This is a genomic window from Natrinema pallidum DSM 3751, from assembly GCF_000337615.1.
Classification (GTDB): domain Archaea; phylum Halobacteriota; class Halobacteria; order Halobacteriales; family Natrialbaceae; genus Natrinema; species Natrinema pallidum.
This window is the reverse complement of sequence record NZ_AOII01000026.1, coordinates 53,169-79,293: the sequence shown is the minus strand read 5'-3', so window position 1 is coordinate 79,293 and position 26,125 is coordinate 53,169. Positions and strand designations below refer to the sequence as shown.

Genomic DNA, 26,125 nt, shown 5'->3' with positions numbered 1-26,125 from the left:
GAACTCAACCGAGAGCGACGACGAGAGCGGCCCCGGCGAGGACGGCACCGAGTCCGAGACCGAACAGACCGTAGTTAGCAAACGGGTTCGCCGCCGTGGTGATCTCGAAGGAGTAGCGGCGGCGCGAGAGCGGCCAGAACGGACGAACGCCCATCGGCGTCAGTGCGTCGACGAGGAGGTGGGACCCGATGGAGACGAAGCCGACGAGGAACGCGAGGGAAACGAACCCGAGATCGGCAAACGCGGACGAGGCGTCGATGAGAACGGCGGCCAATGCGGCGAGGCCGGCACCGACGAGCAGCGCGAATGGAACCGTGTGGGTCGGACCGCGATGGTCGATCAGCGGCAGTCGGTGATCGCAGTCGGGCAGCGTCGACAGGCCGACACAGACGAGGCCGCAGACGATCGCGACCTCGGCGTGGCTCGCGAGTGCAACGACGGTGCCGACCGGGGCGTACGCCAGGAGTGCACCACCGTAGTGCCCCTCCTGATACATACATAACACGTTTTTAGGGATGAAATATAAATCCACCGTCACCAGCCGGACCGGCGGACCGGTCAGCCGAACGAAGGGCGCGCGGACCCTGTCGTCGGTCGGCCGCTACCGTGGCGGTTTTGACCGCGGGTCCCCTCCGGTCGCGCGTGCAAAACGTCACCGACAGAACGAGCAATCCGTTCGGACTTCGACCGCCGTTCGACCGCTCCGATCCCGGCGACCGGGCGGCCGTCTTCGGCTACGGTGACGCCAACGCCGACTTCCACGTTATCGGCGACTATCCCGGCATCCACGGCGGCGAAACCACCGGCGTTCCCTTCACCGAAATCGAAGCCGGGCGCGCCGTCCAGAGCGTCGTCCGCGAACTCGACTTTGCGAGCGGACCGCGGGACGCACCCGACCTCGAGAACTGCGTCTTGAGTTACATGTACATGTGTACGCTCCCCGCGGGACGGACACCGACCGACGCGGAGTACGCCGACCTCGAGCGGTTCTTCGACGCCGAACTCCGGGCGATCAACGCTCACGTTCTGCTGCCGGTCGGCGCTCGCGCGACCGATCACGTCCTCCGGACGTACACGACCCAACGTCGCCGGGTCGACCTCGACATGGCGTCGCTTCACGCCCGGGACATTCGCGGTCGGGGCTTCATGGTCGTCCCGATCAGGGAACCCGGTGAGTGGGCCGACGGCGACCGCGAGACCATCGTCTCGACGCTCGAGGAGTTGCTCGCAAGCGATTACCGCCAGACGAAAGGCGTCGCGACGACGGTCGGCTGACCCCGGCTGCGCTACTGTTCTTTCGGTGCGAAGACGACCAGCGCCGTACTGTCGTCGACCGCGGAGGGCGAAATATCCTGATCGCCGTCGAACTGGACGGCGTCGCCAGACTCGAGGTCATAGACCTCGTCGTCGAGCGTGAGTTCGATCGCGCCGCTGCGGACGTACAGGACGACGTTCGACTCCGGATGGCGGTGTGCCGGGATGCGCTCGTCCGCGGAGAGCCGCAAGCGGACCGTTCGCGGGCTGTGGTCCTCGAATACCTCGGCGTGCGGTGCATCCTCGAGCCGGTCGATGGACGTGACCTCGGGCATACGAAAACGGAGACGGGTCGTGGGCTTGTACCTGCGGACGAACACGTTCGACTCTCCGACGACGTCCGGATCGGACCGCGGGACCCGATCGGGACGCTCGCCGTCGCTAACGTATACGTCAATCGAGTCGAAACATTCGACCGGAGCGATGACTGCAACCCGGAGACGAGTGCTCAGGGGCAGCGCCAGTGCACTGCTCGCCGGACTGGCCGGGTGTGCTGCGATTCCATCGGGCCCGGACTCCTCGGACGACACATCGCCCGACGCGCCGTCGACCGTGGCCGGCGAAACGTACGCAGCGGTCTACGAGGACGCGATCGACTCGATCGTCATGATTCGGACGGGGAAGGGACGGGGGACCGGATTCGTGTTCGACGACACATACGTCGTCACGAACGCCCACGTCGTCGGGCGATCGACCGCGGTCGACGTGCGGGTCACCGACGGACAGTGGCGGGCGGGGTCGGTCGTCGGAACCGACCCACACAGCGACCTGGCCGCGGTCGCGGTCGACGCCCTCCCGGCGGCCGCGACGCCGCTCCCGTTCGTCGACGAGCAGCCCAGCGTCGGACGGGAAGTGGTCGCGATCGGGAACCCGTTCGATCTCGAGGGAACGGTGACGACGGGGATCGTCAGCGGTACCGATCGATCGATTCCGGCACCGACCGGCTACAGCATCCCCGACGCGATCCAGACCGACGCCGCCGTCAATCCGGGCAACAGCGGCGGTCCGTTGGTGACACTAGGGGGACGCGTCGCGGCGGTCATCAACTCCGGCGGCGGGGACAACATCGCCTTCGGCATCTCCGCGGCGCTGACCGAGCGCGTGGTGCCCCACCTCATCGAGACCGGCGACTACGATCATCCCTACGCGGGTGTCTCCGTCACTGCCGCGACGCCGGACATCGCGGCAGCCAACGGCCTCGGGGAATCGCGCGGCCTGCTCGTGGTCGAGATCGCCGACGGAGCCCCCGCAGAGGGGGTCATCGAGCCGAGTACCCGCGCGCGATACCGCGACGGCGAGCGGGTCCCGGTCGGCGGTGATGTCCTCCTCGCGGTTGACGGGACGGAACTGACGACCAAGGAGGAGTTGGGGAGCTATCTCGCGCTCGAGACGCGACCCGGCGATACGGTCGAACTGACAATCCTCCGATCCGGCTCCGAACTCACCGTCCCGCTCGAACTCGGAACGCGGCCGCTGCGTCGTGGGCCGTACCGATAGACGGCGTCGACGGGTGTTCGAAATCGGACTGCTATGACCATCGCTAGCAATGGTCATACACGAGGTCGTTTAAGTAGTATCGGAGAACATGTTCTCGGTATTTCTCGGTCCGTAAGAACCGGTTCACCCCGTTATACGTCGGCTATTCTTACGTATGATTGTTATGAGCGATCGAATCGGCGCACCCGGACTGGGGCTATCGCGACGCGAATTCGTTGCTGCGACTGGCGGGGCGGCGGCATTGACCGGGCTGGCGGGCTGTACGGGTCAAGGGGCACAACAGGACACACAGCCCGAGCAGTCGTCAGAGGGGGCGGCAGGCGCGTCGGAACCGACGCTCCCGTGGACGAGTTCACCGGAGGTCGTACAGGTCGACGAGCAGGGCGGGAGCGTAACGCTCCAGTCGGTGACTGCCCAGCACGCCGTCCATCCGATGGACTCGATGGGCGGGCCGGTGGAACTCCCGCGGGTCTGGGCGTTCAAAGCCGATGACGGCCAGCCCAGCGTTCCCGGCCCGATCCTCCGGACGACCGAGGGCAACGATATCGAGGTCACGCTCGACAACACCGGCAACGATCACCCTCACACGCTGCACTTCCACGGGGCACGGAAGACCTGGGAGAACGACGGCGTGCCGACGACGACGGGGATCACGGTCAACCCCGGTGAGAAACACACCTACACGATCCCGGCGAACGTCCCGGGGACACACCTCTATCACTGCCACTACCAGACCCATCGCCACATCGACATGGGGATGTACGGCATCTTCCGCGTCGATCCGAAGGGGTACGAGCCCGCCGACAAGGAGTACTTCTTCACGCTGAAAGACTGGGACTCCCGGGTCAACCGCCGGATGGCCGGCGAGGACATCGACTACAGTCCCCGCAGCCGCAATCCGGACGTGTTCACGATCAACGGCAAGAGCCTCCCGCGGACGCTCCACCCGGAAGATGGCTCGCCGATCATCGTCGACCACGGCGATACCGTCCGCCTCCACATGGTCAACGCGGGCTACATGTCCCACCCGATGCACACCCACAACCACCGCTTCCGTCTGATCGAGAAAGACGGCGGTCAGATTCCCGCGGCTGCCCAGTACGAACAGGACGTCACCAACATCGCGCCTGCAGAACGTCACACCGTCGAGTTCGAGGCCGACGCCGACCCCGGCATCTACCTCATGCACTGCCACAAGGTCAACCACGCGATGAACGGCGAGTCCTATCCCGGCGGCATGGTCAACGGCATCGTCTACCGCGACGCGATGGACACCGACGTCTTCGCCGACCTCATGTCGTACGCCGGCTACGAGGGATAGGCGACACCGTATCGGCGACCACGCTCGAGGGCGGGGTCGTTCGCACCGCTACCGTGACACATCGTGAATAGATAGCAAGTACATAATCAAAAACGAGTTATTCATGGGTTGAGATAGGTGGCTTATGAAGCTCGCGACAATTGGCGTTGGAAACGCCGGCAGCAAGATTATCGACCGGATGCTCGAGTTCGAAGATAAAACCGGTCGCTCCCTCTGTCGGCACGTTCTGGTGATCAACTCCGCCAGGACCGACCTCGCCAAACCGGACTACGTACCCGAAGACAGGCGGATACTGATCGGCGACACCCACAAGAAGGCGAAAGGACACGGCGTCGGCGGCGACGTGGAGGTCGGCGCGGAGGTCGCCAAACACGACATCGACGAGATTCGACGGGCGTTCGACGACGTGGAAATCCACGAAGTGGACGCCATCATCGTCGCGGCGGGGCTGGGCGGCGGGACCGGAAGCGGTGCGGGCCCGGTCGTGATCGAGGAACTTCAGAAGATGTACGACGAGCCGGTCTACGGGCTCGGGATTCTCCCCGGCGAGTACGAGGGTGGACGCCCCGCGCTGAACGCCGCGCGATCGCTGCAATCGTTCGTCCAGAAAGTCGATAACTTCATCGCCTTCGACAACGACGCCTGGCGCTCCCGCGGGCAGACCATCGAAGAAGGCTACGAGCAGATGAACCGGGAACTCGCCGTCCGTATCGTGACGCTGCTCGCCGCCGGGGAGATCGACGAGACGGATGTCGCGGAGAACGCGATGGACTCGAGCGACATCATGCGGACGCTCGACACCGACGGCGTCTCCTCGATCGGCTACGCCTCGACGACCATCAGTAACGACGCCGACGACGGGCTGTTGAACAGGTTCCGCGAGGACGAGAAGCCAGTCGGGGACGCCACCGACGCCGCGAAAATCAAAGGGCTCGTTCGGCGCGCCGTCAACTCCCGGCTGACGATCCCCTGTGAAGTCACCAGCGCGGACCGGGCGCTGATCATCCTCTCGGGGCCCTCGGAGCTGATCTCCCGAAAGGGGATCGAGAGCGCTCGGCAGTGGCTCGAGAACGAGGCCGACACCGTCGATATCCTCGCCGGCGACGATCCGCGGCCCAACGCGTCCGAGCTCTCGGCCGTGGTCTTGCTCTCGAACGTGACCGAGACCCCACGTGTCGACGAAATCCAGAGCCAGGCGGTCGACGCACAGGACAAGATCGCGGAACTCGAGGCCGCCCGCGAAGAGGAGATTAACGAACTGATCACCGACGAGGACGACGAACTCGATCCGGTCGTGTAACACGGCGAGGCTACCATGTCAAGGAACATTTACCAATGAAGCTCGCTCTCATCGGCGTTGGTCACGCCGGCTCACGGATCGTCGACCGGGCGCTCGAGCGGGAGTTAGAGACCGGCCGGGACCTCTGTAACGGGAACGTCCTCGTCTTCGATACTGCGGCGGACGCCTTCGACGACATCACCCACGTCCCGTCGGACTGTCAGGTACGCTTCGGGGACATCCACCCGGATGTCGACGCCGACGGCGTCGGGGGCGATCCGGACCTCGGTGTCACGGTTGCCCGCGAGGACGTACAGGAACTTCGCCGCGCGTTCGATGCCGTCGACTTCAACGACGTCGACGGCCTGTTGCTCGTCGCGGGACTCGGCGGCGGCACCGGCGGCGGTGCCGGGGCGGTACTGCTCGAGGAGTTGCAGGCGATCTGTGACAAGCCCATCTACGCGCTCGGCGTGTTGCCGGAAGCCGACGAGCCCGATCGCTGCGCGCTCACCGCGTCCCGAGCGCTTCAGTCGTTCGTCGAGATCGCCGACAACGTGATCTGCTTCGACAACGACGCGTGGCGCTCGACGGTTTCGTACACCGACACGGCGGAGTCCGAGGCGGACCGGCCCTACGACGAACTCGACCGCACCGTGGTCTCGCACGTCCTGACGGCGTTCGGAGCCAGCGAGTCGGCGGCGATGACGACGGCCGCCGAGAACCGGATCGACGCCAGCGACATCACCCGAACGCTCGAGACCGGCGGCGTCTCCTCGATCGGCCGGGCGACCCTCGAACTCGACCGGTCCGACGACGGCCGCTCCTGGCTCCCGTCGTGGCTCCCGCTCCCGTCGTGGCTCGAGGGGGACGCCGTCGACGGCCCGGCCGACGCCGCCGAGGTCAAACGACTCGTTCGCCGGGCGATCGATTCACAGCTCACACTCCCCTGTGCGGTCGACAGCACGTACCGCGTGCTGGTCGTCCTCTCCGGGCCGCCGACAGCGGTCTCCCGAAAGGGGTTCGAGAGCGCCCGCTACTGGCTCGAGCAAGAAACGGGGACCGTCGAGGTCCTCGCCGGTGACGAACCCCGTCCCGATGCCTCGACGCTCACGGCGACGGTGTTGCTCTCGACCGTCACGGATGTCCCCAGAATCGACGCCCTCCAGGAGCGCGGTCGCACGGCAGCGGAGGCGGCCGACGAGTCCGAGTCCGGCGACGCCGAATTCGTTTGGTGAGCGGTTACGAGCCGCGTCGCCGCCGCTTAGACGGGGTCGTCGTCGGTTCCATCGGTGAGCTGTCGCCGGCCCGCCGCGGTGATGTCGTACCGCCGGTAGCCGATCGACCGGCGGACCCCCGGTCGCGGAGGCTGGCACAGACCGTCTCGACCGCGACCGGATGCTCGTCGATCGCAGCAGCGAGGTCGACGACGTAGCAGGGGAGACTGTGTTGCCAGCGCTGGCAGAACCGCCCGCTCGAGCTCGCGTCGGGTCATCCGCGGTCGCACCTCTCCTCGTAGGCGTCGAGGAGTTCGCGATATCGGTTCCGGACCGTCACCGAACTGACGCCGGTTTCTTCGCCGACGGTCGCCTGCGTGACCCGTTCGTTCGTCAGCCGGGCCGCGCCGTAGATCGCCGCGGCGGCCAATCCGGCCGGACTCCGCCCGCTGTGGAGGTCGCGAGCCTTGGCCGCCTCGAGTATCTCGCGGGCCAGCCGTTCGGCGTCGTCGCTGACCTCGAGCGCCGAGGCGTACTGTGGGAGATAGTGGATCGGGTCGGCGGGTTCGATCCGTAGTCCGAGTTCGCTCGAGAGGTACCGATACGCGCGCTGAACCGGGAGCTTCTCGACGCGGCTGACCGATTCGAACGCGACGAGCGTCCGGGGGGTCCCGTGTTGGCGCGCGGCCGCGTACAGGCAGGCGGTCGCCATCGCCTCGATCGATCGCCCGGGGAGCAGTTCCTCGTCGACGGCACGCCGGTACAGGACGCCGGCGGTTTCGCGACACGGCTCCGGCAGGCCGAGCGCCGACGCCATGCGTTCGATCTCGCCGAAGGCCTGTTTCAGGTTCCGCTCCTGGGCGTTCTTCGAGGAGAACCGCTCGTTCCAGGTCCGCAACCGCCGGAGTCGATCGCGCTTGCGCTCCGAAACCCGGTTGCCGTACGCGTCCTCGTTTCGCCAGCCGATCGTCGTGCTCAGCCCCCTATCGTGTTTGACCGACGAGACCGGCGGCCCGACCCGGCGTCGGTCTTCCTCGTCGTCGAGACACAGCCACTCCGGGCCGTAATCGATCGCGTCCGCGTCGAGGACGAGCCCGCACTCCGCACACGTCCGCTCGCCGTGTTCCGCATCGTGACGGATCGAGCCGGTACATTCCGGACACTCCGCCCCCTGTCGCTCGGGGGGATGCTCGCGCTCTCCGTTCCGGGTCGATCCCTCGGCAGCCGTATCGACAGTCGTCTGACTCATTGGTTTCTCTCCGCCGGACTCCGTGCTCCGGCCGTGTGATGCCGTCGCTTGGACTGGCGTGAAGCGGAGGTATCAACGACCGGTGGATTCCCACAGTGTGGGAACGGCTGCCGGCGCTCTTCGCTCCCAGACTCGTAGCGATTGAACTCGAGAGCGACAACGTTTATTCCGACCGAGCCAACAGCACAGATCGATGGATCACGACGGCGACCGGAGCGGCACCGATGGCGACGCCGACGGCGACCCGTTCGAGGCCGACGACGACCGCGTTGCCCTCGGCTTGGCGTTGCTCGCCCGCCTCGAGCACGACTCGCTCTCGCTGGCCGATGCCGTCGACCGAATCGAGACGGTGACGAGCGACCCGACGATAACGCGGACGATCCTCGACGAGGCCGAACTCCGAGGCATCATCGACCGCGACGACGGGATCGTCCGGCCGAAGAGTCGCCAGTACGTCCGCTTCGGACAGGACATCGTCACGAAAGAAGGGGAGTTCTCCTGTCGACGCTGTGGCTCCGGCCTCTCGACCGGCTACTTCATCGATCTCGAGGCCGGTGAGCTCGGCCCCTTCGGCTCGTCGTGTATTCGAAAAGTGACCGGCCGGGACGGCTAACGTCCCTGTCGGAGTTCCGCGATCAACTGCTCGATCGTCTGTTGTTGTCGCTCGATGATCTCGCCCTGCCGGTCGACTGCCTCCTCGAGCGCCTCGAGTCGCTCGAGGAGTTCGGGATCGGTTTCGGTCACGACCGCCCGGTCGGGTTCCGCAGTCGCCGCACCGGCGTCGTCAGCGGACGATGGATTCGCTTCGGCGGCCTCGAAAACCGATCCCGTCTCCGCCTCCGCGATATCCGCCGTGCCGTCGCGGCTGGACGCGTGGTCGTGATCGGCAGCCGGCGTCGCCGCCCGCGATGCCGACGGTGCCGGTTGGCTCTCGGTCCCATCGGACCCGGTCGTCGCCGACTCGCTACCGGCGGTCGCGGTCTCATCTCTGCTACCGCCGGCCAGCGACTCGGTCGAGCCTGCTCCTCTCGTCCCGGCCGCCGGCTCGCCGGGCACGTCGCGGTCGTCCGGTTCTGGCGGGTCGGCATCGAGCGGGTCCACGCCACCGCCGAAATCGACCGCCCCCTCGCTACTGGCCGGCGGCTCGTCGTCGTCGCCAACTGCCTCGTTCAGTTCCGCCAGTGAGCCGACGTCGTGGTAGTCGAACAGCGCCCGCTTGAGTCGCTCCCGGAGGTCGTTCGCCTGTTCGTTCGGAGCCTTGATCCGCTGTGGCCGACCGTTCGCGGTGAGAACGATCTGGGTGGCAACGCTCCCGTCCTCGAAGTCGAGGTTGGTCACGTCGCCGAAGTGATACTCCTCGTAATCGCCATCCCAGACGGCACTGCCGATATGTTTGACGAGTCGATCGCTCGTGATGATGAGTGTCAACTCGCTAAAGCGGTAGGTCTTGACGACCGTCTCGCCCGGATCAGTGATCCCGTTCCCGTTCAAGACGCCGGCGAGGACGGGGTGGAGCACGTCGTCGGTCTTCCCGCCGGGCACGGTAAACGTTCGCTCGCCGTCGAGGGGATACTCGAGCACGAATTTCGTCTTGCGCCGGCCCTCTGAGATGGTCAGTCGGTCGGCGTCGTGGGGGAATTCGTCTGCCGATTCGTCGCTCAGAAGTCCGTCGGCGCGGTACACGATCGTCCTCGTGGGGGTAATGAAGAGTTCGTCATCGCTTCCAAGAGAGACACGCGCCGCGATCTCCTCGCCATCGAGAGTAGACTGGACGATACCGGGAACGCTCATGCAGCGGAGTTCGTAATACCATGTGATAAATCCGTGGGTCCACGTTGCACGGCGACTCCGAATACAAAGCTTAAAGAAACACACCCCACTACTCGTAATCGAGCCCGGGTGGCTTAGCTGGACATAGCGCCGCACTCATAGGGTTCAGAGATTCGGTGCGGTTTCGCCTTGGAAGCCTCCGTGTCCCTCGAGGACTGCCGAGCCTCGAACCTGGGACATGCGGAGATCGAGGGTTCGGAGCCCTCCCCGGGCACTACTCAACTTCGTCGTATTACCACGCAAGTACACCAGTGGTGGGTACTCGACTCCAGAGACCGTCTCGGTAGATGTCTCACACCTATCCGAGGGCATACGGCAACAACCTAGTTCTCGAATAACATCGGGCCGACGGGAGGTGTTCCGGACGACGATCTCGGCGCTGTCGAGCGGTGGCCTCTCGAGGACCGACACGCAGGCGCTCGAAGCGATATCCTCTTGCAGGGCGGGTCATCGGCAGCGAGATCGGCGTCGTCGTGACGGATCCAGGCCAGGGAACGGCCGATATCGTTCACGCTCGAGGAGATGTCCCCAGAGATTCGGGTACCGAAACCGAGCTAACCGCGTCACCCCCAAAGAGGACAGTCGGATCGCCATAGTCATCGACGAGAAAGACGGTGTTGGAAAACCAGTGGTTCTCGGACACTTGCCCGAGGAACGGCGCGGCCGGGTCGGTACCTCACCGACGCCGGACGACCGCCGGGCAGGGTCGACCGATCGCACTCGAGTATCGGAGTCACTGAAACGACCCACAGATCGATCAGACAGCCGTCCTGCGAAGCAGGTTCGTAGTGACGTTCGGTGGCGACTGTAGCGGCTTCCGGCCGGCCGCCAACCGCGTTCAGAGAAGCCTGATTCCGTAGTCCGGACCAAATTCGATTAGGCTAGATTTTTATTTACTGATGTGTAGTATGTTAGTTCGCATATCGGATGAAAGTGCACCAAGTCGGAGATCGTTCGTAAAGAGGACGGCAGCGGTACTGGCTGTCGGAAGTGTGGCTGCCACCGGAACGGCGGCGGCAGCCTACGAGAACGAAGTCGTCGTGGAGGCACCCGGGTCCGCAAGCGGGCAGTTCGATATCGAAGTCCCTGACGCAAGCGCCGAGTACAGGGACAAGGAACTCCTCCAGCGGGATCATCTCGAGCGGGACAACTACAACGATACTGCGGTCGCGAAGGGGTACGTGAGCAGCGGCCAGGACCGCATCCTCTTCGACGGCGACCCTGCAGATGTCGTCGAACGGGACGTGCCCGGCAGTCTCGAAGTCACGATTCGGTCGGCATAGAAACGCGACCCCTCGACGCCGGCCGCTTTGCGCCGCGCGGCACGTCACGACGCATCGGCGCGAGATACCGTCCCCGCACTCATCATTTTTCGCACCACCGGCGTTCTCGTAGAGGTCCCGCCGGTCACGACTGAGACGAGTTACACCCCGATCGCACGGCCGTCGTGCGAGCAGGTGCGCGGTGACGTTCAATGGCGACGATAGTTCGTCGTCTGCCAGTCGCTCTCAGCCGGTCCACGGGACCTGATAGCCGGCCGTTGCTGCCGCTGGGTTGCTGCGCTGGGCGTCTTCGAGCAGTCCCTGAACCGGGAACACGTCCTCGAGCACGGCGAGACGGATGGGTGTGAGACCATCGGACAGAACGCATCAATTATATCGCCCTAACACATTCGTTCAACTGAGTGTAGCGATGACTGACACGAGCTCGGAGGGGCCGTCGATCGGGCCCGGCGACATCGTTATCGACGCCGATGATACGTCGCCCAGTCCCGCGGTCGTGGTCAAAACCCCGAACGCGATCGCGGCGGACTGGCGTGTTCCCGGGGGCACCGTCGCGGACTCGAATCCGGACTACCCAGCCACCGATCCGGTCGTCGTTGTCGTCTTTCGGGACGACCTCGAGGACGCGTATCCGCGCTACACCGGCGGGCTCCCGCTCGCACTCGCCCAAATAAACCGGGACGGGCTCCGCCACTACTCGTTTCCGAAGTCGAGACTCCGCCGGATCGACCAATTGGAACCGACGCAACTCACGCTCGACGCTATCGATCCGAATCCGTACCATTCGCGGAACTTCACCGTGGATGAAAACCGCGATTACATCGCCGCGATCCGCGACCGCGGTCGTCCCGATCCGCCCCCGATCGTTCGGGATTGTGGAGACCGCTTCGAACTCCTCAACGGTCACAAGCGCGTCTGGGCCAGCTACGTCGCGGGACTCGAATCGATACCCTGTGACGTCCATTACGAGCGGGAGCTGTACGCGGCGAGAACGTGGGCTCGGTACCATCTGCAGGGCTACTCCGAGCCCCAGCGCCAAGCGGCACTCCGCCGGATCGAGTCCCGTCTCGATGGGCAACAGGCTGCGTACATCCGGCGGGAGTACATCGACAGTGAAGAGACCGGCCCCGAAACGGAGGACGCGGCGGACGGCAAGCGGACCGAGGCCTGACTACTCCCCCTGTCCGATTCGGACGACGAACCGTTCGGGTCCCGTCTCGGGCAGTTCGGACAGGAAAACGACCCGCTCATCGGACTGGGAGGGGACGGCGAAATCCCGGGCAACGTCCGACGGAGGTCCATCCACGCTAATCGCGGGTTCCTCGGCTGCGGTCCAGTAGACGTGCGCTTCGTCTCCCGATTCGAATGCCGCCGGGAAGGAAGCCCCTCGCTGGGGCTGCGAGACGTTCGCATCCTGGAGTATGAGTTCGGTATCAGCGGACACGGCGGGGCCCCCTGCGTGGTCGAGGACGAGCGTCGAACCGTCCTCGGAAAGGTCACCCTCGATCCGAACCGCGTCGCTGACGAATTCGGGCTCGGAAACGGATACGTCGCCCAGTTCGGTCACGTCGTACTGATACATGGTCGTAGTCGCTTGCTCAGCGTCAGCGGGCTCTGCAGCGGTGAGTTCCGTCTCAATCGAGCGGATATAGCCTGCTGCGGCGATCTCCATCCGAACGTCGATCGCGTTGACATCGAGATCGAGTTCCCGTGCCGTTTCCTCGTCGGCGCTACTTGCCTCGAACACGTACACCTCGTTGTCGTCACCGGTTACGTCGACCCGCTCGAGTTCGGCCACCGAAACGATTCGCGACACGGTCTCTGCATCGATATACGGCGGCGTGATTCCGCCCGGATTGTACGTGTGAGTGATCCGACTGATACGCGCAGTGCCGGTAAACCACACCGCTTGCTTCCCGTCGCTACTGAGATTTCTGGCGATGTCGTCCGCTTTGACGAGCGTCCCGGCCTCACCGCTGCGGATCGTCTGTGCGGTCGACTGAGAGGCCCCGATCGTGGAGGCGTTTTCGATGCGTTCCTCCTCGGAGACGAAGGATCGGTCGTCGAGCGTGCGCCGATGCTGGGTTAGTACCGCCTCGGGTTCGGGGAGGTCCTGCAGATCGGCGAACGGCCCCTCCGGTCCGTCCGACTCGTCACTGCTGCTGTTACACCCCGCAAGCGCTGCCGTCGCACCGCCGATCCCCATCAGTAAATATCTTCGTTCCATACTCTCCCGTTACGTTCACCTCACTTGATCCTTCTGTGAGATGAGTGGTATCGCGTGTGTCCCATCGCCGGTCGTCGTACCTCCGTCTCCTCTCGCGATATTCGCCGCCCGAATCGGGGCAGCGTTCGATCCGCGTTCAGGCTCGAGGTCGGCCGGTCGGCATCGCCGGCGTTGCCCGTCGCTTCGTATCGACTCGTCAGGAGCACGGGCAGCGCAGGGACCGACATACGACATCCATCCGGTGCGATCCGACTCACTCGCAGAGATGCTCGAGAAACGTCTGTCGGAGGCTGTCGTCAGGGTCCCAGCCCCTGCCGAGGTGGGGGGCAGGGGTGGGAGAAACCGAGATCGGAATACATCATGGCTATTGACGTCCGGGCCGATCTCGGGAGGCGAGGACCGTACGTCTCGGATTGGCTGATTCCGTCAGGGCAACGACTGAATCGTTCCTCGCCGGTTACGGCTTCGTCGCTATGCGACATAAACTTGTTGGCCAACTGCTACGTCAGGCGAGCATACCCGAACCCGAACGAACGGCGGCGGACCTATGAACGAGCGGGGCACTGATCGGAACTGCCGGCCAGAGGCCGGCAGCGGGACGGCACCGTCATGGTGTGTCCAGTGGTGGGTGAACCTGGGATCGGGCGGTGTCGGGTGTGCCGACCCGACCGCAGATGCGGCGAGAGGATGCCGATGTCTCGGAGCGGATCGACGGTGGAGTCTCGCGTCTCTCGCCATCGATACCTCGCGTCGAGGCCCCATTAAATTCATTCCCCACATAGACAGGTAACAGCGGTGTTACCGGTCTGTTCCGACTCGTCTCCGGCTACTTCGTCCTCGTGCTGGTCTTCGGTGTGGCGGTCTCGAGTCGGCCGTTCGGCTGGACCCCGCCAGCCTGGCTGCTACTGCCGTCCTCGACCGATCTCCGGAGCGATTTCGAGAACAGCCGTGAGTGCTCTCGATGGCAGGTCGATGTACTGACCGTTCGAAAGGGGAGGACGATTCCGAATCCGTTGGAATCGGCCGGAAGTTGATATAGATGCCACCGAACGTGTCAACTGTCGCGTACCTGCTGTGCGCGACAGATGTCGATCCAATCAGCCCCTTGGCATCACTTCTGGACTCGGCGGCGGGCGCATCCCAACCGTCACCGGACCCGCCGCTTTTCCGAAACGCGCCGGTCCGAGCAGACCCGGAGTTGTCCCGAAAGGGTGTCCGGTGGCTCCGCGTCGAGACACGACCGGACGATGGACACCTCGACCGTGAGCCCTGCGATCGCCGGTGACCGAGGAGACGGGGCCAGTGAACCGCGCCGGACAGTGCGTTCCGGACCGCGATCGTCGAGTCGGAACCGCAGTCGACTCACGGTTACTCGACCTCAAGGGACCAGTCGCCGTCGGCCTGGACGTCGATCCAGACGGTACCCGGATGGTCGACCGTCGCGTCGCTCTCGACTGCGCCGATCTCGTTGAACACTTCCTCGCCGGCGAACTGACCGCTATCGTCCTCGGTATAGGCCATGACGATGAAGTTACGCTCGCCATCGTGTCCGCCGCTGACGGTCGCCGTGTCCTCGATCCTCACCGGTCCGACGACGGCCGGACCCGTGCCACTCGCCTCGACGGGCGGTGTATGTATCTCCGCGTCGGGTGCACGCGGCTGCCCGACGTGGAGGGTCCAGTCGCCGTCAGCAGTGATGTCGAGCACGTAGTCGCCCGCCGATGTCGCGATTGCGGTCGCGCCCTCCACCATCCCGGTCTCGTTGACGAGGACGGCCTCCTCGTCGCCGCCGAGCATCACGACGAAATCCGCGGTGCCGTCGTGCTCGAAGGCGACGGTCGTGAGTCCGTCGTCGAGCGAGAGGTCGGTCAGGTTTTCCCGGCCGCTGCCCTCGTAGCGCTCCGCCTCGGGATCGAACAGCGGCTCGTCGCGATCGATCGTCTCGCCGATCGAAAGCAGTGTGTCGACGTCCGATCCCGCCGGCTCGTCACCGGTATCGGTCCTGTTCCCGCCGTTGCCCTCGTCGGCAGCTTCGTCACTCGAGCACCCCGCAAGCACGGTCGATACTGCGACGCCGCTTCCCAGGAGCAGTGTTCGGCGGTTCATATCACCCTAATTGGATGGGGCGCTGATACGTGTTTCGGGCGGCTCGCCGTCCGAACTGCCACCCGGCTCGGATGGGTGGAACGTCTATCACGGTGGCGTCGGCTTTCGTCGACGAGCACGACGCACTGCGAGGACATCGGCACAGTCCTCGGCCGCGAGTCGGACCCACCGCCGCTGGACCGGTCACCGTCGGCGATCAGGTGTCGGCGGACGACTCGTCCCAGTCAGCGAAGCAGTCCGCGGGCCGTACGTCCCGTATGGCATCCATGCCCTCGCTCGGGATGTGTTTGAAACAGCGCGGTTCCCCCTCCGATTCGGCGATCCACGCCGCCTCGTCGCCGCACTCCGTACATCGTGGCGCTCCGCCGACCCGTAAGGCGATCCACCACCGAAGCCCCTCGAGACGATCCCGTATCCGGGTGCGGAGACGCGAGAGAGCGCCGTCGGTCATCGTCGGTCGCCCCCCTCGAGCGAGTCGCTGTCGTCGGCCATGAGATTTCGATCTGTCGTGGGTGAGCCACTTGGTAGTTCCCGATCCGCCCCGCCAGCGGCGGTCGGTGGCGTAGCGATCACGGCTCCGAGTCGGTGTCTCGCAGCGTCCCGGCAAGTACCTTCGCGGCAACTAGAACCGGGTCCCACGTGGTATTGAACGGCGGCGCGTACGCGAGGTCGTAGTTCTCGACATCGGTGACGGTCGCCTTCGCCTCGAGTGCCGCGACGATGGCGTGACTCCGATGGACCGCGCCCTCGCCGTACTCGCTGACGAGGCTCGCACCGAGGACGCGACCGGAATCGCGATCGGCGGTCAGCGTGACGATAACGGTCCCGTCAGCGGGGTAATAGCCGGCACGTGATTTCGCCGTCACCGTCTCGGTTACCGGATCGAACCCCGCCGCACGGGCCTCCTCGGGATCCAGAATGCCAGTTCGAGCGGCCTCGCTGTCGAAAGCCTTGACCGCCGCCGTGCCGGCGATGTCGCCACCTTCGGTCGGCGTCCCGGTGACGGTCCGGCCGATCGCACGGCCGTGCCGGTTCGCGGTCAACGCCAGGGGAACGTACGCCGGCTCGCCGGTAACGACGTGTGTCGCCTCGGCGCAGTCGCCCGCGGCGTAGACATCGGGGACGTTCGTCTCGCGATAGGCATCGGTGGCGATCGCCCCGGTCTCGCCGAGTTCGATCCCGGCGGCCTCGGCGAGGTCGGTCCGGGGACGAACGCCGGTGCCGAGCAACACCATCTCGACTTCGATCCGGTCGTCGGCCGTGACGACCGCCTCGACGCGGTCATCGCCCGACAACGCCCGGACCTCGGCATCGAGATGGAGCACGACGTCTTCGTCTCGGAGGTGCTCGGCGACGTATTCGCTCGTTTCGTCGCTGAACCCCTTCAGGACTCGGTCGCCGCGCTGGAACAGGTTCACTTCGAAGTCGTTGGCCGCCAGCGCCTCGGCCATCTCGATCCCGATGTAGCCGCCGCCGACGACCGCAACCGGACCGGTACAGTCCTCGAGGTATCGACAGGCCGGTCCCCGGTCGGGTTGCTGGAAGCCCTCTCCGTCGCGCGCTCTGGCAACGTACTCGCGCAGTTCCTTGCCGTCGCTCATCGAGCCGAGCGTGTACACGCCCTCGCGGTCGATGCCGTCGATGGGCGGGACGACCGCCGCCGCACCCGTCGCGATCAGCAGGTGGCCGTACGGCTGGACGACCGTTCCGGACTCGCTCTCGGCGGTGACCGTCCGCTCGTCGGTGTCGATGGCGACGACCTCGTGGCCGGTCCGGAGATCGATGTCACGTTCCTCGCGGAACTCCTCGGGCGTCACCGAGACGAGCGCCTCCAGCGACTGGATCTCCCCTTTGACGTAGTAGGGGAGCCCGCACGCGCCGTAGGACACCCACTCTCCCTTTTCGAAAACGACGATTTCGCGGTCGGGATCGTCGCGTCTCGCCTTGCTCGCCGCGGACATTCCGGCTGCGTCACCGCCGACGACGACGAACGGGTCGCTCATCTTGCTGTAGCGAGGAAACCCCGCCCCTTGGGGCGGGGAGGAATCGCGTTCGTTCGTGTCTCAATTCGCCCTGTTATGGCTCCCCGGTGTTCAACGCTTCGACACCTTCGAGCATCAGCCCCTTCCAAGTGTAGCCGCGCTTGTCTTTGATCGCTTTCAGTCGCTCGTACTGTTCGTCGTCTACCTCGAATCNCCTTCGAGCATCAGCCCCTTCCAAGTGTAGCCGCGCTTGTCTTTGATCGCTTTCAGTCGCTCGTACTGTTCGTCGTCTACCTCGAATCTGATTTCTGTACCCATACATACGTGTACTATCCGTGTGGTTTATGTGGGTTGCGATCGTAGCCTGTACTGTCGAATGGTCGCTGAAACTACCGCCACGAAAACGCTCGAAGCTACTCTCGCGCCACCCACTACGGGCAAAGAGCAACGTCTCGAGCGCACTGTGGCGACTTACCGCCGTGCCCTTGAGGATGCCTTCGAGAGTGGCGCGGATACGCAGAACGCAGTCAACGATATCGTCACGCCGTACACGCTCACGTCCTACGCCAAGGACGCGCTCAAGAGCTACGTCCCACAACTCCGCCGGACGTACAACGCGTCGGAACTCGGGGACGACCACCCGGTTCGATTCACGAACCGTGGCTTCCGAATCGATCACTCCGACGAGCGTGCGTACGAGTTCTGTTGGCGCGTTCCACAGGCTGGACGTGGCAACGCGTTCTGGATTCCACTTCGAATTAACCCCGAGCAGGAATCGCTGTGGTTCGATCTGCTCAACGGCGACGTGTCGGTCGGCGAGTTCCGACTGCAACAGCACCGAACGAACTGGGTGCTTCACGTCACCGTCGAGTACGACGTGGCCGAACCAGAGACGCCGGACGACCCGACTCGAATCGGCTTCGATATCGGCGAGTCCAAGCTTCTGACGGGCTGTGCCTGTCAGAACGACACTCCAACCCAACCGTACATCTACGACGGCGGCCGTGCGCGACACCTCCGCAAAGAGATGTACACGACCCTGAAGCGCCTTCAGGAGCGTGACGTCGAGCAGTGGCGTGTGGACGAACGTTTCGAACACTACCAGAACGCCTTGACCGATATCGTCGAGAAAGCGTCTCGCGAAGCCGTCAAGTACGCCGAGTCCTTCGAAGATCCGGTGATCGTACTCGAGGACCTCTCGTACATCCGCGAGAACCTTGATTACGGCACGTACATGAACCGACGCTTGCACTCGTGGGCGTTCGCCCGACTCACCGACCGCATTGAGGACAAGGCCCTCGACGCCGGCATCCCGGTCGAGTTCGTGAATCCGCGCTACACGAGTCAGACGTGCCACGAGTGCGGGCACATCGGTTCTCGTGGGTCGCAAGCCGAGTTCAAGTGTACGAACAGCGAGTGTTGGGTTACGGAGTACCAAGCAGATATCAACGCGGCCGCGAACATCGCCGGTCGCTTTGATCCGTGGGGAGAGAGCCTGCCTTGGAAATCGGCGGGCGATGACTCGCCACGGAATGGGAGCCGTTGTGACACGGCCACAGGACACCGCACGCCGAGTCGGCAATCCCGACAAACGACGCTTGCGGCGTTTCAGTCCTGAAACCTCCCTCGACGCGAGGCTTCCCTTGTAGGAAGCCCCGCCGTTTACGGCGGGCGAGGATGTCACACCGACACTAGAGCCCAGCGATCCATATAAGTGCTAACTGGCAACGCACCGCCAGCGCCAGGGCACTGACGGGACATCGATCGGAGCCGGAACAGGTCACCACCCCGGCGACGAACCGACCGACCCGGCGTTATCGCCGGCGACGGAGGAGCACCACGCCTGCCGCTGCGATCCCGACGACGCCGACGGCGACGGCAGTGGTGGTCGCCGATGCGAAGCTGGCCGACTGCGTTCCGTTCCCGTCGGGCTGTGATTCGTCACTGGTGGCGCTGGACTGAGCATCGGCACCCGGATACTCCAGGGCGGCGCGGTCGTCGACCGTTTTCTCGAAGTGCGTGTGAACCGCTTCCCCGTCGATGGTCCCTTCCAAGTGGACGACGTAGTCGCCCGCCTCGGTGAAGACGACCGGCGCTTCGTAGACGCCCGGCTCGCCGTACTTTTCGCTGCTCTCGAGGGCCGTCTTCTCGTGACCCTCCAACTGGACCGAGACGGTCAGGTTCTCGGAGACGTTCTCGACCGGGTCGCCCGTCTCCGCGTCGACGATTTCGAACTCGAGCCACATTCGCTCGCCGGTGACCAACGGCTCGTCCGCCCCGCCGAAGGTCACGTCGTTCCCGGCGACGTCTTGGGTTTCGTGAGCCACGGCCGGCCCGACGGCGCTGAGCAGCACTAGCGCGGTCACTCCGATAGCAAGCAGGTATCTCGTCCGTTTCATCGTATGCGAGATGACGTACCTCGGTATCTATGTCGTTCTGGTTCGATTCTCGGACGGGAATGTGACTCGGCGGACAGGTTCACTGACGAGGGATCGTCGGCACCGAAAGCCCGGCGACCGAAAAAGCGGATTCGACTCCGGGAACGACCGCTCCGATGGAGGGGCAGTTACGACCGATCCTCCGGAGCTGGCGATACCGTCGTCGCTTCTCCGGTGCAGACGGTCGGTCTCCACTGCAGACCGGCTTGGGATGGACCCGAACACCGTCGGGGACGGGGTTTAGCTCCGCTCTTCCTCGGAGAACCGCCACGGACTCTCGACGTCCGTCGCCGCCTCGTCCCTCGAGAGCGGTACGTTGTGATACAGTTGCTCGAGGTGGTCCATGGTGTACCCCACGGAGTAGCGTTCGACGGCCGCCCTGGTCTCGCGGTCGGTCGCCAAACAGGTCTCGATGGCTTCGACCATCGAACCGAGATCGCCGTACGCGAAGCGCTCGCCGTTGTCGGTGCCGATCGTTCGGTCGAACGGCGGCGCGTCGGTGGCCGCGACTGGCGTCCCGCAGGCGTTCGCCTCGAGCGTCGAGAGGCCGAGCGTATCGGCGGTCGAGGCGGTGACGAAGGTATCGATTGAGGAGTAAAACGTCGGCAGCTCCTCGCGGGGGAGGAAGTCCCGAAGTTCGACGTTGTCCGGTGCTGCCCGCTCGAGGGAGTCGCGGTACGGGCCCTCGCCGACGATGACGAAGTCGTACGCCGGGAGCTTTTCGGCGGCCCGGAGGATCTCGTTGACGTTTTTCTCCATGCTGAGCCGGCCGCTGTAGCCGATGACGGTCCGGTCGGGATACCAATCCTCCGCGGTGGGCTGGAAGAAATCCATATCGATCCCGACCGGGAGCTGGACGTGTTCGACGTCGCGCTCGATCCGCTCCGTCGACGCGGTCACGACGTCGAAACTCCGGAGGAAGGCGTTCTCACCGGGGACGTACAGCTTCGAGAGCAGCCCCGCGACCGACTCGAGTTTGATGCTCTGGTGGAAGTACTCCTCGAGGGGCGTGTGATGCGTGTAGATCGTCGGCAGATCGTGTTTCCAGGCGTAGTACCGGCCGAGGATGCCGATCGGTGCGGGGCCGTGACAGTGGACGACATCGAGGTCGGGGAGCGTCGAGGTCCGTCTGGCGAGCGGGATTCGGTAGCCGGCGTAGAACGGGTTCGGCAGCGATCTGACGGGGAACTCGCGATCGCCGGGCTCGTAGTCGCCGTCCGGATAGACGACGTACACCTCGTGGCCCTTCCGTTCTAACTCCTCGCGCCAGAGTTTGATCGTATACGTTACGCCGTCTATCTCGGGAAAATAGCTGTCAGTAAAGAAGCCGATTTTCATTCAGCACACCTCGTCGTACAGCGACTGATATCGGTTCGCGACCGTCGACAGCGAGAACGCCTCGCTGCGGCGGGCGGCGTTCGTTCCGAGCCGGTTCCGGAGCGCCGGATCCTTGAGTCGCTCGAGCGCATCCGCGAACCCGTCCGCTCCCGCGTCGGCAACTTTCAGACAGTCCTCGCCGTCCTCGAGCCACGAGAACGTCTCGATATCCCGAATGAGGAGGGGTTTGCCGGCGGTCATCGCCTCCAGCAGCGCGATCCCCTCGTTTTCCTCGTGGGTCGGAAAACAGAAGATGTCGCCCGCCGCGTACGCACCGCGGATGTCGTCGACGAAGCCGGTGAACGTACAGTTATCCGGAGCGTCCTCGATCAGGCTCGTCGTTTCGCGTCCCTTCAGGGAGAGATCCAGCGGCCCGAACCACGCGAAGTCGAGGGCCGGCAGCCGACGCGCCAGTTCGACGAACGTCTCGAGACCCTTGCGCTTGATGACGTGGCCGACGAGGAAGACGGTCGGCGGGCTGAGATCGTACCGCTCGCGGTACTCGGTCTCGAGCGACTCGAACCCCTCGAGTTTCTCCCGGTCGACGCCGTTCGAGATGACCGTCGTCGGCACGTCGGTGTAGGTTTCGATGAGGTCCCGATTGTACTCCGACGGGCAGACCAGTGCGTCGGCCAGCCCGTAGGCCCACCGGAGGTAGGGTGACAGCGGTTTCGCGAGGGCGTTGGTAAACCGAAAACTGTCCCCGAAGTCCTCCGCGGTCACGTGTGTGTTCGCGACAACGGGCACGCCCCGCGACCGGGCCCGCTTTGCGTACCAGACCGAGCGCGGTCCCATGAGATTACAGTGGAACACGTCGGCGTCGAGCGTCGGCTCGACCGTATACTCGAGATCCAGTCGATCCAGCATCTTCCGCTGGTGGACGACGGACTCGTGAATGCCGCCGGTGACGTGGTCCTCGAACTCGAAATAGTGGCTGATCTTCATCCCGGATCCCCTGTCTGAATGCGATTACCGTCCGATGCGCGAGCGTTTCGGTCCGGACCGGCGGTCGGCCGCGCCGACCGACCGAGCGGGACTTACTCGACTTCGAGCCACGGTACCTCCATCAGCGGCGGAATGTGTGTTTCGATGTGGTGTTCCCAGACACCCTCTTCGCCGAACGCCTCGCCGTGGTCGGCGGTCACGACGACGCGACCGTCCAGTTCCTCGACCAGGTCGGCGACGGACTCGAGCGCGATCCGGAGGTTCTCCTCGTAGAGTTCCAGCGCCGCCTCTCGCGTGCCGTTCTTGACGAGTTCGGTCGGATCGAGTTCAAGCCACAGGCCCGCCTTCTGCGCGAATTCGCTCCCCTCGAGCGTGTTCTCGACTTTCGGCCGGATCGAGTCGCCGAGCGATGAGAGCGCACCACTATCGTCGCCGCCGTCCGTTCCCTTCTCTACTTCCTCCTGTTTGCGGATCCCCTTCTGAATCTGTTTGAGTTTCTGCCCTTTCCCACGGGAGAGGTAGGGGGCGTGTGGCTGCATGTAGTGCAAGACCGTCCGGTCGGCCTCCGCGACGGCCTCGCGGTTGTTTCGGAACGCCTCCGCGAGGCTCTCGGGCGGGACCGTTCCGAGGTCGTCGTCCCACCCGGACTTCCAGACGTCGAAGACGTCGCTGATGTGCTCCGACGCCGACCACTCGTAGTCACAACTCGCACCCCACTTGAGTTCGTTCAGCGGAATCCCGAGATCGTTGATAAAGGGGTTCCCCGAGAAGTACGCGATATCGTGCTCGCCGGTAAAGGTCCGATACGCCCACTCCGGCGTCGAGGATCCCGTACTCCAGCGCTTCTCCAAGGCCCCGTCGAGATACTCGTCGTACACCTCGCTGAACACGTCGTACCGACACGCATCCAGCACCAGACAGTAATCCCACTCCGACTCGAGGAAGTGCTGGTCGTCCATTCGTTGCGGCTACCTTTCGAGTCGACCCCTGTATTCTTATTGGTTCTTGAAAGTCACTGCTACCGCCCTAATCGGCCGATTTATCGGAAATCACCGTATTTCGCCGACGATCGATACGGCGGGTCATTCGAGATAGCCGAGTTCGCGCAGCCGATCCCGAGTCGCCTCGTCGGCCTCGGCGAAGGCGTCCGACTCGTCGGCGGCCGGGTCGCTCGGATCGTCCCACGCGCCGCCGACGGCGTCCTCGAACCTGGCGAGCGCCTGCTCGGCCGCGGCGACGATGTCGTCGTCGGCCGGATCGACCGGCGATTGCTCGCGTGGATCGTCTTCGAGCCGATACCCTTCGTCCGCGACGAGATCCGCGCGGACGTATTTGCCGTCGGTGCTGCGCGCGGCCCGGAATCGCGAGTAGGCCCGGTGATCCGCCGGGAGCGTGATGCCGGCCTCGCTGGCCTTCTGCTCCAAGTGGTGGCGTTCGATAACCGGCCGGGCGTACTCCACGAACGCGTACTCGGCCCCGTCGCGCCCGTCGATGACGGCTCGCTGGCCCGGGTCCGGGTCCGCGACGTCGTCGGCGGCCCTGTACTCGCTCGAGAGCAGCGAGCGCGTCGGATCGCGGGCGACGGGGCCGTTTTCCGTCCCGGACCCGACGACCCCGATGGGCTCGACGGCCAGCGCATCGAGGGTCGTGTGATAGAGATCGAGCAATTCGACGAGATCGTCGCGCCGCCCGGCCTCGAGGGCAGGGTGTTTCACCAGCAGCGGGACGTTGATCAACTCATCGTAGAGGGCGAACTCGTGGCCGTAGAGACCGTGTTCGCCGTGGAGTTCGCCGTGGTCCGAACAGACGATGACCGCCGTCTCCGCCCACCGGTCGGTCGCGCGCAGCCAGTCGAACAGGCGTCCGAGTTCGGCGTCCATGTGGGCGATCTCGGCGTCGTACAGCCCGCGAATGGCCGCCCACTCCTCGTCGTCGATCTCGCGGACGCCGGCGTTGTATTCCTTCGAGTGCTGACAGACGGCGTCCGGATCGACGCCGGGCGCGAACGTCTCGCGATACGTCGCGGGCGGATAGTAGGGCAAATGCGCGTCCATCAGGTTGATGAACGCGAACCAGCCGCGGTCGCTCTCGCTGCCGTCGATGAACGCTGTCGTCCGATCGATGACCGACGGCGTCTTCGTGTCGGCCCCGTCGCCGCTGGCCAGTCGCTCGTGGGCCATCGCCCCGAGCCTGACGAGCGTCGACGCCAACTCGCGCAGATAGTCGGTGTCGTTGACGACCCGCCATGCGCCGGCCAGCGGCCCGGAGAGCACGTCTCGAGGGAGGACTTCGAAAAACGAATCGTGTTCGTCGAACCCATCAGTCAGACCGGTGTAGGGCGTGATCCAGGCGTTCGAAGAGAAACACGCCGTTTCGTACCCCGCGGCCGACAGGACCGACGCGAGAGTCGCCGCATCGTCGAGGTACGGACTTCCCTGATCGGCCCCGTGCTGGCTCGGATAGCGCCCGGTGAACAGCGAGGCGTGGACCGGCAGCGTCCACGGGGCGGGCGCGACCGCCGACTCGAAGACGGTGCTCTCCGCGGCGAACCGGGAAAGGACCGGCGTCGTCTCCCGGTCGTATCCGTACGGCTCGAGGTGGTCCTTCCGGACCGTGTCCAAGACGACGAACAGGACGTTCGACGGCGGCGTCTCGCCTCGCCTCGCGCGGCCCGCTGTGCGTCCTCGAGCCGTCGACCGCGAGTCGGCTCCGTCGCTGGCGAGCGGAGACGACGCTCCCGGGTGCGCGAAATCAGTCATCGGACCACTGGGGCACTCGGCGGGTCGGCAATTCGTTATAGAGCACGTACAGCGTGCAAACCGCTTGTACTCCGTCGTAGTGGAACATTGATCCGCGGCGGTCGCCGTCGCTCCCCGTGCTCGAGTGACAATCCCGGATTACAGCGCTTGCCGAGCGACCGCGGGCGTCGGAGCGAGTTCGACCGAGAGCCCGTCAGCCGATCGACGAACGGCTGACACTGATCAGACGTTTCAAGTCGGACGATGATCCATATCAGCTATGGACGAGCGAAACCGGCGCGCGTTTCTCATCGGCGTCTTCGGAGCGATCGCGATCCTCGCCGTCCTGTTTTTCGTCGTTGGTGCGCGCCCGATTCTCGACGCGCTGCTCTCGGCCGACCCCGTCCTCGTCGCGGCGACGTTCGGCCTCGCGATCTGTTGGCTCGCCGCCTGGAGCCTGATGCTTCGAACCGTCCTCGCCACGCTCGGCGTCGAGATACCGCTCGGCAAGTCGTTTTTCGTCTACGCCGGGGCCGTCTTCGCCAACAACGTCACCCCGTTCGGCCAGGCCGGCGGTGAACCGGTCGCGGCGCTGCTCATCTCCCGAGTCTCCGACTCGCGATACGAAACCGGGCTCGTCGGAATCGCCAGCGTCGACGTCCTCAACGTCATCCCGTCGATCTCGCTGGTCTTCGTCGGCGTCGGCTACTACGCGACCACCGCCGCCGTCGGCGACCGCCTCGAGACGGCCGTCGGGTCGGCCGTCGTGTTACTCAGTGTCATCACGATCGTGATGGTGCTCGTCTGGCGGTCCCGGGAGACGCTCATCGAGCGACTCCCGGCCATCGTCGCGCCCCGTATCGGACGACTCGGCCTCGAGCGGATCGATTCCGAGACGCTCGAGGACGACCTGACGGACCGAATGGGGCGGTTCTTCGAGAATATCGAGCGGATCGCGACGAGCCGATGGCGTCTCGGCGCGATCATCGGGCTCTCGCTGTGTGGGTGGCTCTTCCAAGCCGCGGCGCTGCTGGCGGCGTTTGCCGCCCTGGGGCACAGCGTCCCGGTGTACGTCCTGCTGTTCGCGATTCCGCTCGCGAACATCGCCGGTGCGGCCCCGCTCCCGGGCGGCCTCGGTGGGATCGAAGCCGCGTTCGTCACGCTGCTGGTCCCGACGACGGGTGTCGCGGCGTCGGTCGTCACGGCGGCCGTCCTGCTCTTCAGGGGCGCGTTCTACTGGCTGCCGATCCTCATCGGCGGCGCATCCGTGTCCGCGTTCGGCATTCGGACCGTCACCTGAGCGGGTCGGTCCCGAGCAGTTAACC

General features: G+C 65.0%; 23 protein-coding genes and 1 tRNA gene. 11 read left to right on the top strand and 13 right to left on the bottom strand.

Translation table 11 applies throughout. The features are described from left to right. Positions 1-4: 4 nt before the first annotated feature. On the bottom strand, positions 5-496 hold the full coding sequence (locus tag C487_RS03330) for a metal-dependent hydrolase (protein ID WP_006184257.1): 492 nt from the start codon (positions 494-496) through the stop codon (positions 5-7). 146 nt (positions 497-642) lie between these two features. Here C487_RS03330 and C487_RS03325 point away from each other — a divergent pair, with 146 nt between their 5' ends. Further along, positions 643-1,275 (top strand): uracil-DNA glycosylase family protein, encoded by a 633-nt coding sequence (locus C487_RS03325; RefSeq protein WP_175416966.1) that lies wholly within the window; start codon positions 643-645, stop codon positions 1,273-1,275. A gap of 11 nt (positions 1,276-1,286) precedes the next feature. On the opposite strand, the gene C487_RS03320 is transcribed toward C487_RS03325, so the two are convergent. Continuing rightward, the gene (locus C487_RS03320) at positions 1,287-1,589 is read right to left on the bottom strand and encodes a cupin domain-containing protein (RefSeq protein ID WP_006184255.1); all 303 of its coding nucleotides are present in this window, start codon (positions 1,587-1,589) and stop codon (positions 1,287-1,289) included. Between the two features lie 19 nt (positions 1,590-1,608). On the opposite strand from C487_RS03320, the gene C487_RS03315 reads away from it, so the two are divergent. The 4 genes from C487_RS03315 (at position 1,609) to C487_RS03300 (ending at position 6,646) form a co-directional block, all read left to right on the top strand. Beyond that, on the top strand, positions 1,609-2,811 hold the full coding sequence (locus C487_RS03315; protein ID WP_006184254.1) for a S1C family serine protease: 1,203 nt from the start codon (positions 1,609-1,611) through the stop codon (positions 2,809-2,811). A gap of 163 nt (positions 2,812-2,974) precedes the next feature. Beyond that, positions 2,975-4,132 (top strand): multicopper oxidase domain-containing protein, encoded by a 1,158-nt coding sequence (locus C487_RS03310; RefSeq protein WP_006184253.1) that lies wholly within the window; start codon positions 2,975-2,977, stop codon positions 4,130-4,132. 124 nt (positions 4,133-4,256) lie between these two features. Then, complete coding sequence (locus tag C487_RS03305) at positions 4,257-5,432, top strand: tubulin/FtsZ family protein (protein ID WP_006184252.1); 1,176 nt, start codon at positions 4,257-4,259, stop codon at positions 5,430-5,432. Between the two features lie 35 nt (positions 5,433-5,467). After that, on the top strand, positions 5,468-6,646 hold the full coding sequence (locus tag C487_RS03300; protein WP_006184251.1) for a tubulin/FtsZ family protein: 1,179 nt from the start codon (positions 5,468-5,470) through the stop codon (positions 6,644-6,646). Positions 6,647-6,899: 253 nt separating this feature from the next. On the opposite strand, the gene C487_RS03295 is transcribed toward C487_RS03300, so the two are convergent. Further along, positions 6,900-7,874 carry a transcription initiation factor IIB gene (locus C487_RS03295; RefSeq protein WP_006184250.1) on the bottom strand — a complete coding sequence of 325 codons (975 nt, stop codon included), beginning with the start codon at positions 7,872-7,874 and terminating at the stop codon, positions 6,900-6,902. Between the two features lie 193 nt (positions 7,875-8,067). Between C487_RS03295 and C487_RS03290 the strand changes: the two genes are divergently transcribed. Further along, positions 8,068-8,487, top strand: coding sequence for a DUF5830 family protein (locus C487_RS03290; RefSeq protein ID WP_006184249.1), 420 nt, complete (start codon positions 8,068-8,070; stop codon positions 8,485-8,487). Here C487_RS03290 and C487_RS03285 read toward each other — a convergent pair. Beyond that, positions 8,484-9,665: a DUF7115 domain-containing protein gene (locus C487_RS03285; RefSeq protein ID WP_006184248.1), complete on the bottom strand. Its 1,182-nt coding sequence runs from the start codon at positions 9,663-9,665 to the stop codon at positions 8,484-8,486. The two genes, C487_RS03290 and C487_RS03285, sit on opposite strands and share 4 nt — an antisense overlap. 102 nt (positions 9,666-9,767) lie before the next feature. On the opposite strand from C487_RS03285, the gene C487_RS20085 reads away from it, so the two are divergent. The 3 genes from C487_RS20085 (at position 9,768) to C487_RS03275 (ending at position 12,158) form a co-directional block, all read left to right on the top strand. Then, a tRNA-Met gene (locus C487_RS20085) sits at positions 9,768-9,918 on the top strand. Between the two features lie 778 nt (positions 9,919-10,696). Beyond that, positions 10,697-10,987 carry a hypothetical protein gene (locus C487_RS03280; protein ID WP_006184247.1) on the top strand — a complete coding sequence of 97 codons (291 nt, stop codon included), beginning with the start codon at positions 10,697-10,699 and terminating at the stop codon, positions 10,985-10,987. Positions 10,988-11,396: 409 nt separating this feature from the next. Continuing rightward, positions 11,397-12,158 (top strand): ParB N-terminal domain-containing protein, encoded by a 762-nt coding sequence (locus C487_RS03275; RefSeq protein WP_006184246.1) that lies wholly within the window; start codon positions 11,397-11,399, stop codon positions 12,156-12,158. Here the strand turns inward: C487_RS03275 and C487_RS03270 are convergent, their stop codons facing one another. From C487_RS03270 to C487_RS03250, 4 genes are all read right to left on the bottom strand, one after another. Beyond that, positions 12,159-13,214 carry a hypothetical protein gene (locus C487_RS03270; RefSeq protein ID WP_241431058.1) on the bottom strand — a complete coding sequence of 352 codons (1,056 nt, stop codon included), beginning with the start codon at positions 13,212-13,214 and terminating at the stop codon, positions 12,159-12,161. 1,368 nt (positions 13,215-14,582) lie between these two features. After that, on the bottom strand, positions 14,583-15,320 hold the full coding sequence (locus C487_RS03260) for a hypothetical protein (RefSeq protein WP_006184243.1): 738 nt from the start codon (positions 15,318-15,320) through the stop codon (positions 14,583-14,585). Positions 15,321-15,516: 196 nt separating this feature from the next. Further along, a complete protein-coding gene (locus C487_RS03255) occupies positions 15,517-15,771 on the bottom strand; it encodes a hypothetical protein (RefSeq protein ID WP_006184242.1) in 255 nt (84 codons plus the stop codon). A gap of 118 nt (positions 15,772-15,889) precedes the next feature. Further along, on the bottom strand, positions 15,890-17,323 hold the full coding sequence (locus C487_RS03250) for an FAD-dependent oxidoreductase (RefSeq protein WP_006184241.1): 1,434 nt from the start codon (positions 17,321-17,323) through the stop codon (positions 15,890-15,892). A gap of 355 nt (positions 17,324-17,678) precedes the next feature. Between C487_RS03250 and C487_RS03245 the strand changes: the two genes are divergently transcribed. Continuing rightward, the gene (locus C487_RS03245; RefSeq protein ID WP_083864472.1) at positions 17,679-18,920 is read left to right on the top strand and encodes an RNA-guided endonuclease TnpB family protein; all 1,242 of its coding nucleotides are present in this window, start codon (positions 17,679-17,681) and stop codon (positions 18,918-18,920) included. A gap of 196 nt (positions 18,921-19,116) precedes the next feature. Here the strand turns inward: C487_RS03245 and C487_RS03240 are convergent, their stop codons facing one another. The 5 genes from C487_RS03240 to C487_RS03220 form a co-directional block, all read right to left on the bottom strand. Further along, positions 19,117-19,656, bottom strand: a complete 540-nt coding sequence (locus tag C487_RS03240; protein ID WP_006184239.1) for a FixH family protein — start codon at positions 19,654-19,656, stop codon at positions 19,117-19,119. A 324-nt stretch (positions 19,657-19,980) separates the two neighbouring features. Next, the gene (locus tag C487_RS03235; RefSeq protein WP_006184238.1) at positions 19,981-21,078 is read right to left on the bottom strand and encodes a glycosyltransferase; all 1,098 of its coding nucleotides are present in this window, start codon (positions 21,076-21,078) and stop codon (positions 19,981-19,983) included. Next, positions 21,079-22,062 carry a glycosyltransferase family 4 protein gene (locus C487_RS03230; protein ID WP_006184237.1) on the bottom strand — a complete coding sequence of 328 codons (984 nt, stop codon included), beginning with the start codon at positions 22,060-22,062 and terminating at the stop codon, positions 21,079-21,081. A 92-nt stretch (positions 22,063-22,154) separates the two neighbouring features. Then, positions 22,155-23,021, bottom strand: coding sequence for a hypothetical protein (locus tag C487_RS03225; RefSeq protein ID WP_006184236.1), 867 nt, complete (start codon positions 23,019-23,021; stop codon positions 22,155-22,157). A 123-nt stretch (positions 23,022-23,144) separates the two neighbouring features. Continuing rightward, a complete protein-coding gene (locus C487_RS03220) occupies positions 23,145-24,821 on the bottom strand; it encodes a sulfatase (protein WP_006184235.1) in 1,677 nt (558 codons plus the stop codon). Positions 24,822-25,080: 259 nt separating this feature from the next. Here C487_RS03220 and C487_RS03215 point away from each other — a divergent pair, with 259 nt between their 5' ends. Further along, positions 25,081-26,100 (top strand): lysylphosphatidylglycerol synthase transmembrane domain-containing protein, encoded by a 1,020-nt coding sequence (locus C487_RS03215; protein WP_006184234.1) that lies wholly within the window; start codon positions 25,081-25,083, stop codon positions 26,098-26,100. Positions 26,101-26,125: the final 25 nt, after the last annotated feature.

Bases quoted from the DNA above. Each gene is read 5' to 3' on its own strand.
- C487_RS03330 (WP_006184257.1), bottom strand. From the start codon at position 496: ATGTATCAGGAGGGGCACTACGGTGGTGCACTCCTGGCGTACGCCCCG.
- C487_RS03320 (WP_006184255.1), bottom strand. From the start codon at position 1,589: ATGCCCGAGGTCACGTCCATCGACCGGCTCGAGGATGCACCGCACGCC.
- C487_RS03310 (WP_006184253.1), top strand. From the start codon at position 2,975: ATGAGCGATCGAATCGGCGCACCCGGACTGGGGCTATCGCGACGCGAA.
- C487_RS03305 (WP_006184252.1), top strand. From the start codon at position 4,257: ATGAAGCTCGCGACAATTGGCGTTGGAAACGCCGGCAGCAAGATTATC.
- C487_RS03300 (WP_006184251.1), top strand. From the start codon at position 5,468: ATGAAGCTCGCTCTCATCGGCGTTGGTCACGCCGGCTCACGGATCGTC.
- C487_RS03295 (WP_006184250.1), bottom strand. From the start codon at position 7,874: ATGAGTCAGACGACTGTCGATACGGCTGCCGAGGGATCGACCCGGAAC.
- C487_RS03290 (WP_006184249.1), top strand. From the start codon at position 8,068: ATGGATCACGACGGCGACCGGAGCGGCACCGATGGCGACGCCGACGGC.
- C487_RS03285 (WP_006184248.1), bottom strand. From the start codon at position 9,665: ATGAGCGTTCCCGGTATCGTCCAGTCTACTCTCGATGGCGAGGAGATC.
- C487_RS03275 (WP_006184246.1), top strand. From the start codon at position 11,397: ATGACTGACACGAGCTCGGAGGGGCCGTCGATCGGGCCCGGCGACATC.
- C487_RS03270 (WP_241431058.1), bottom strand. From the start codon at position 13,214: ATGGAACGAAGATATTTACTGATGGGGATCGGCGGTGCGACGGCAGCG.
- C487_RS03260 (WP_006184243.1), bottom strand. From the start codon at position 15,320: ATGAACCGCCGAACACTGCTCCTGGGAAGCGGCGTCGCAGTATCGACC.
- C487_RS03255 (WP_006184242.1), bottom strand. From the start codon at position 15,771: ATGACCGACGGCGCTCTCTCGCGTCTCCGCACCCGGATACGGGATCGT.
- C487_RS03250 (WP_006184241.1), bottom strand. From the start codon at position 17,323: ATGAGCGACCCGTTCGTCGTCGTCGGCGGTGACGCAGCCGGAATGTCC.
- C487_RS03245 (WP_083864472.1), top strand. From the start codon at position 17,679: ATGGTCGCTGAAACTACCGCCACGAAAACGCTCGAAGCTACTCTCGCG.
- C487_RS03235 (WP_006184238.1), bottom strand. From the start codon at position 21,078: ATGAAAATCGGCTTCTTTACTGACAGCTATTTTCCCGAGATAGACGGC.
- C487_RS03230 (WP_006184237.1), bottom strand. From the start codon at position 22,062: ATGAAGATCAGCCACTATTTCGAGTTCGAGGACCACGTCACCGGCGGC.
- C487_RS03225 (WP_006184236.1), bottom strand. From the start codon at position 23,021: ATGGACGACCAGCACTTCCTCGAGTCGGAGTGGGATTACTGTCTGGTG.
- C487_RS03220 (WP_006184235.1), bottom strand. From the start codon at position 24,821: ATGACTGATTTCGCGCACCCGGGAGCGTCGTCTCCGCTCGCCAGCGAC.
- C487_RS03215 (WP_006184234.1), top strand. From the start codon at position 25,081: ATGGACGAGCGAAACCGGCGCGCGTTTCTCATCGGCGTCTTCGGAGCG.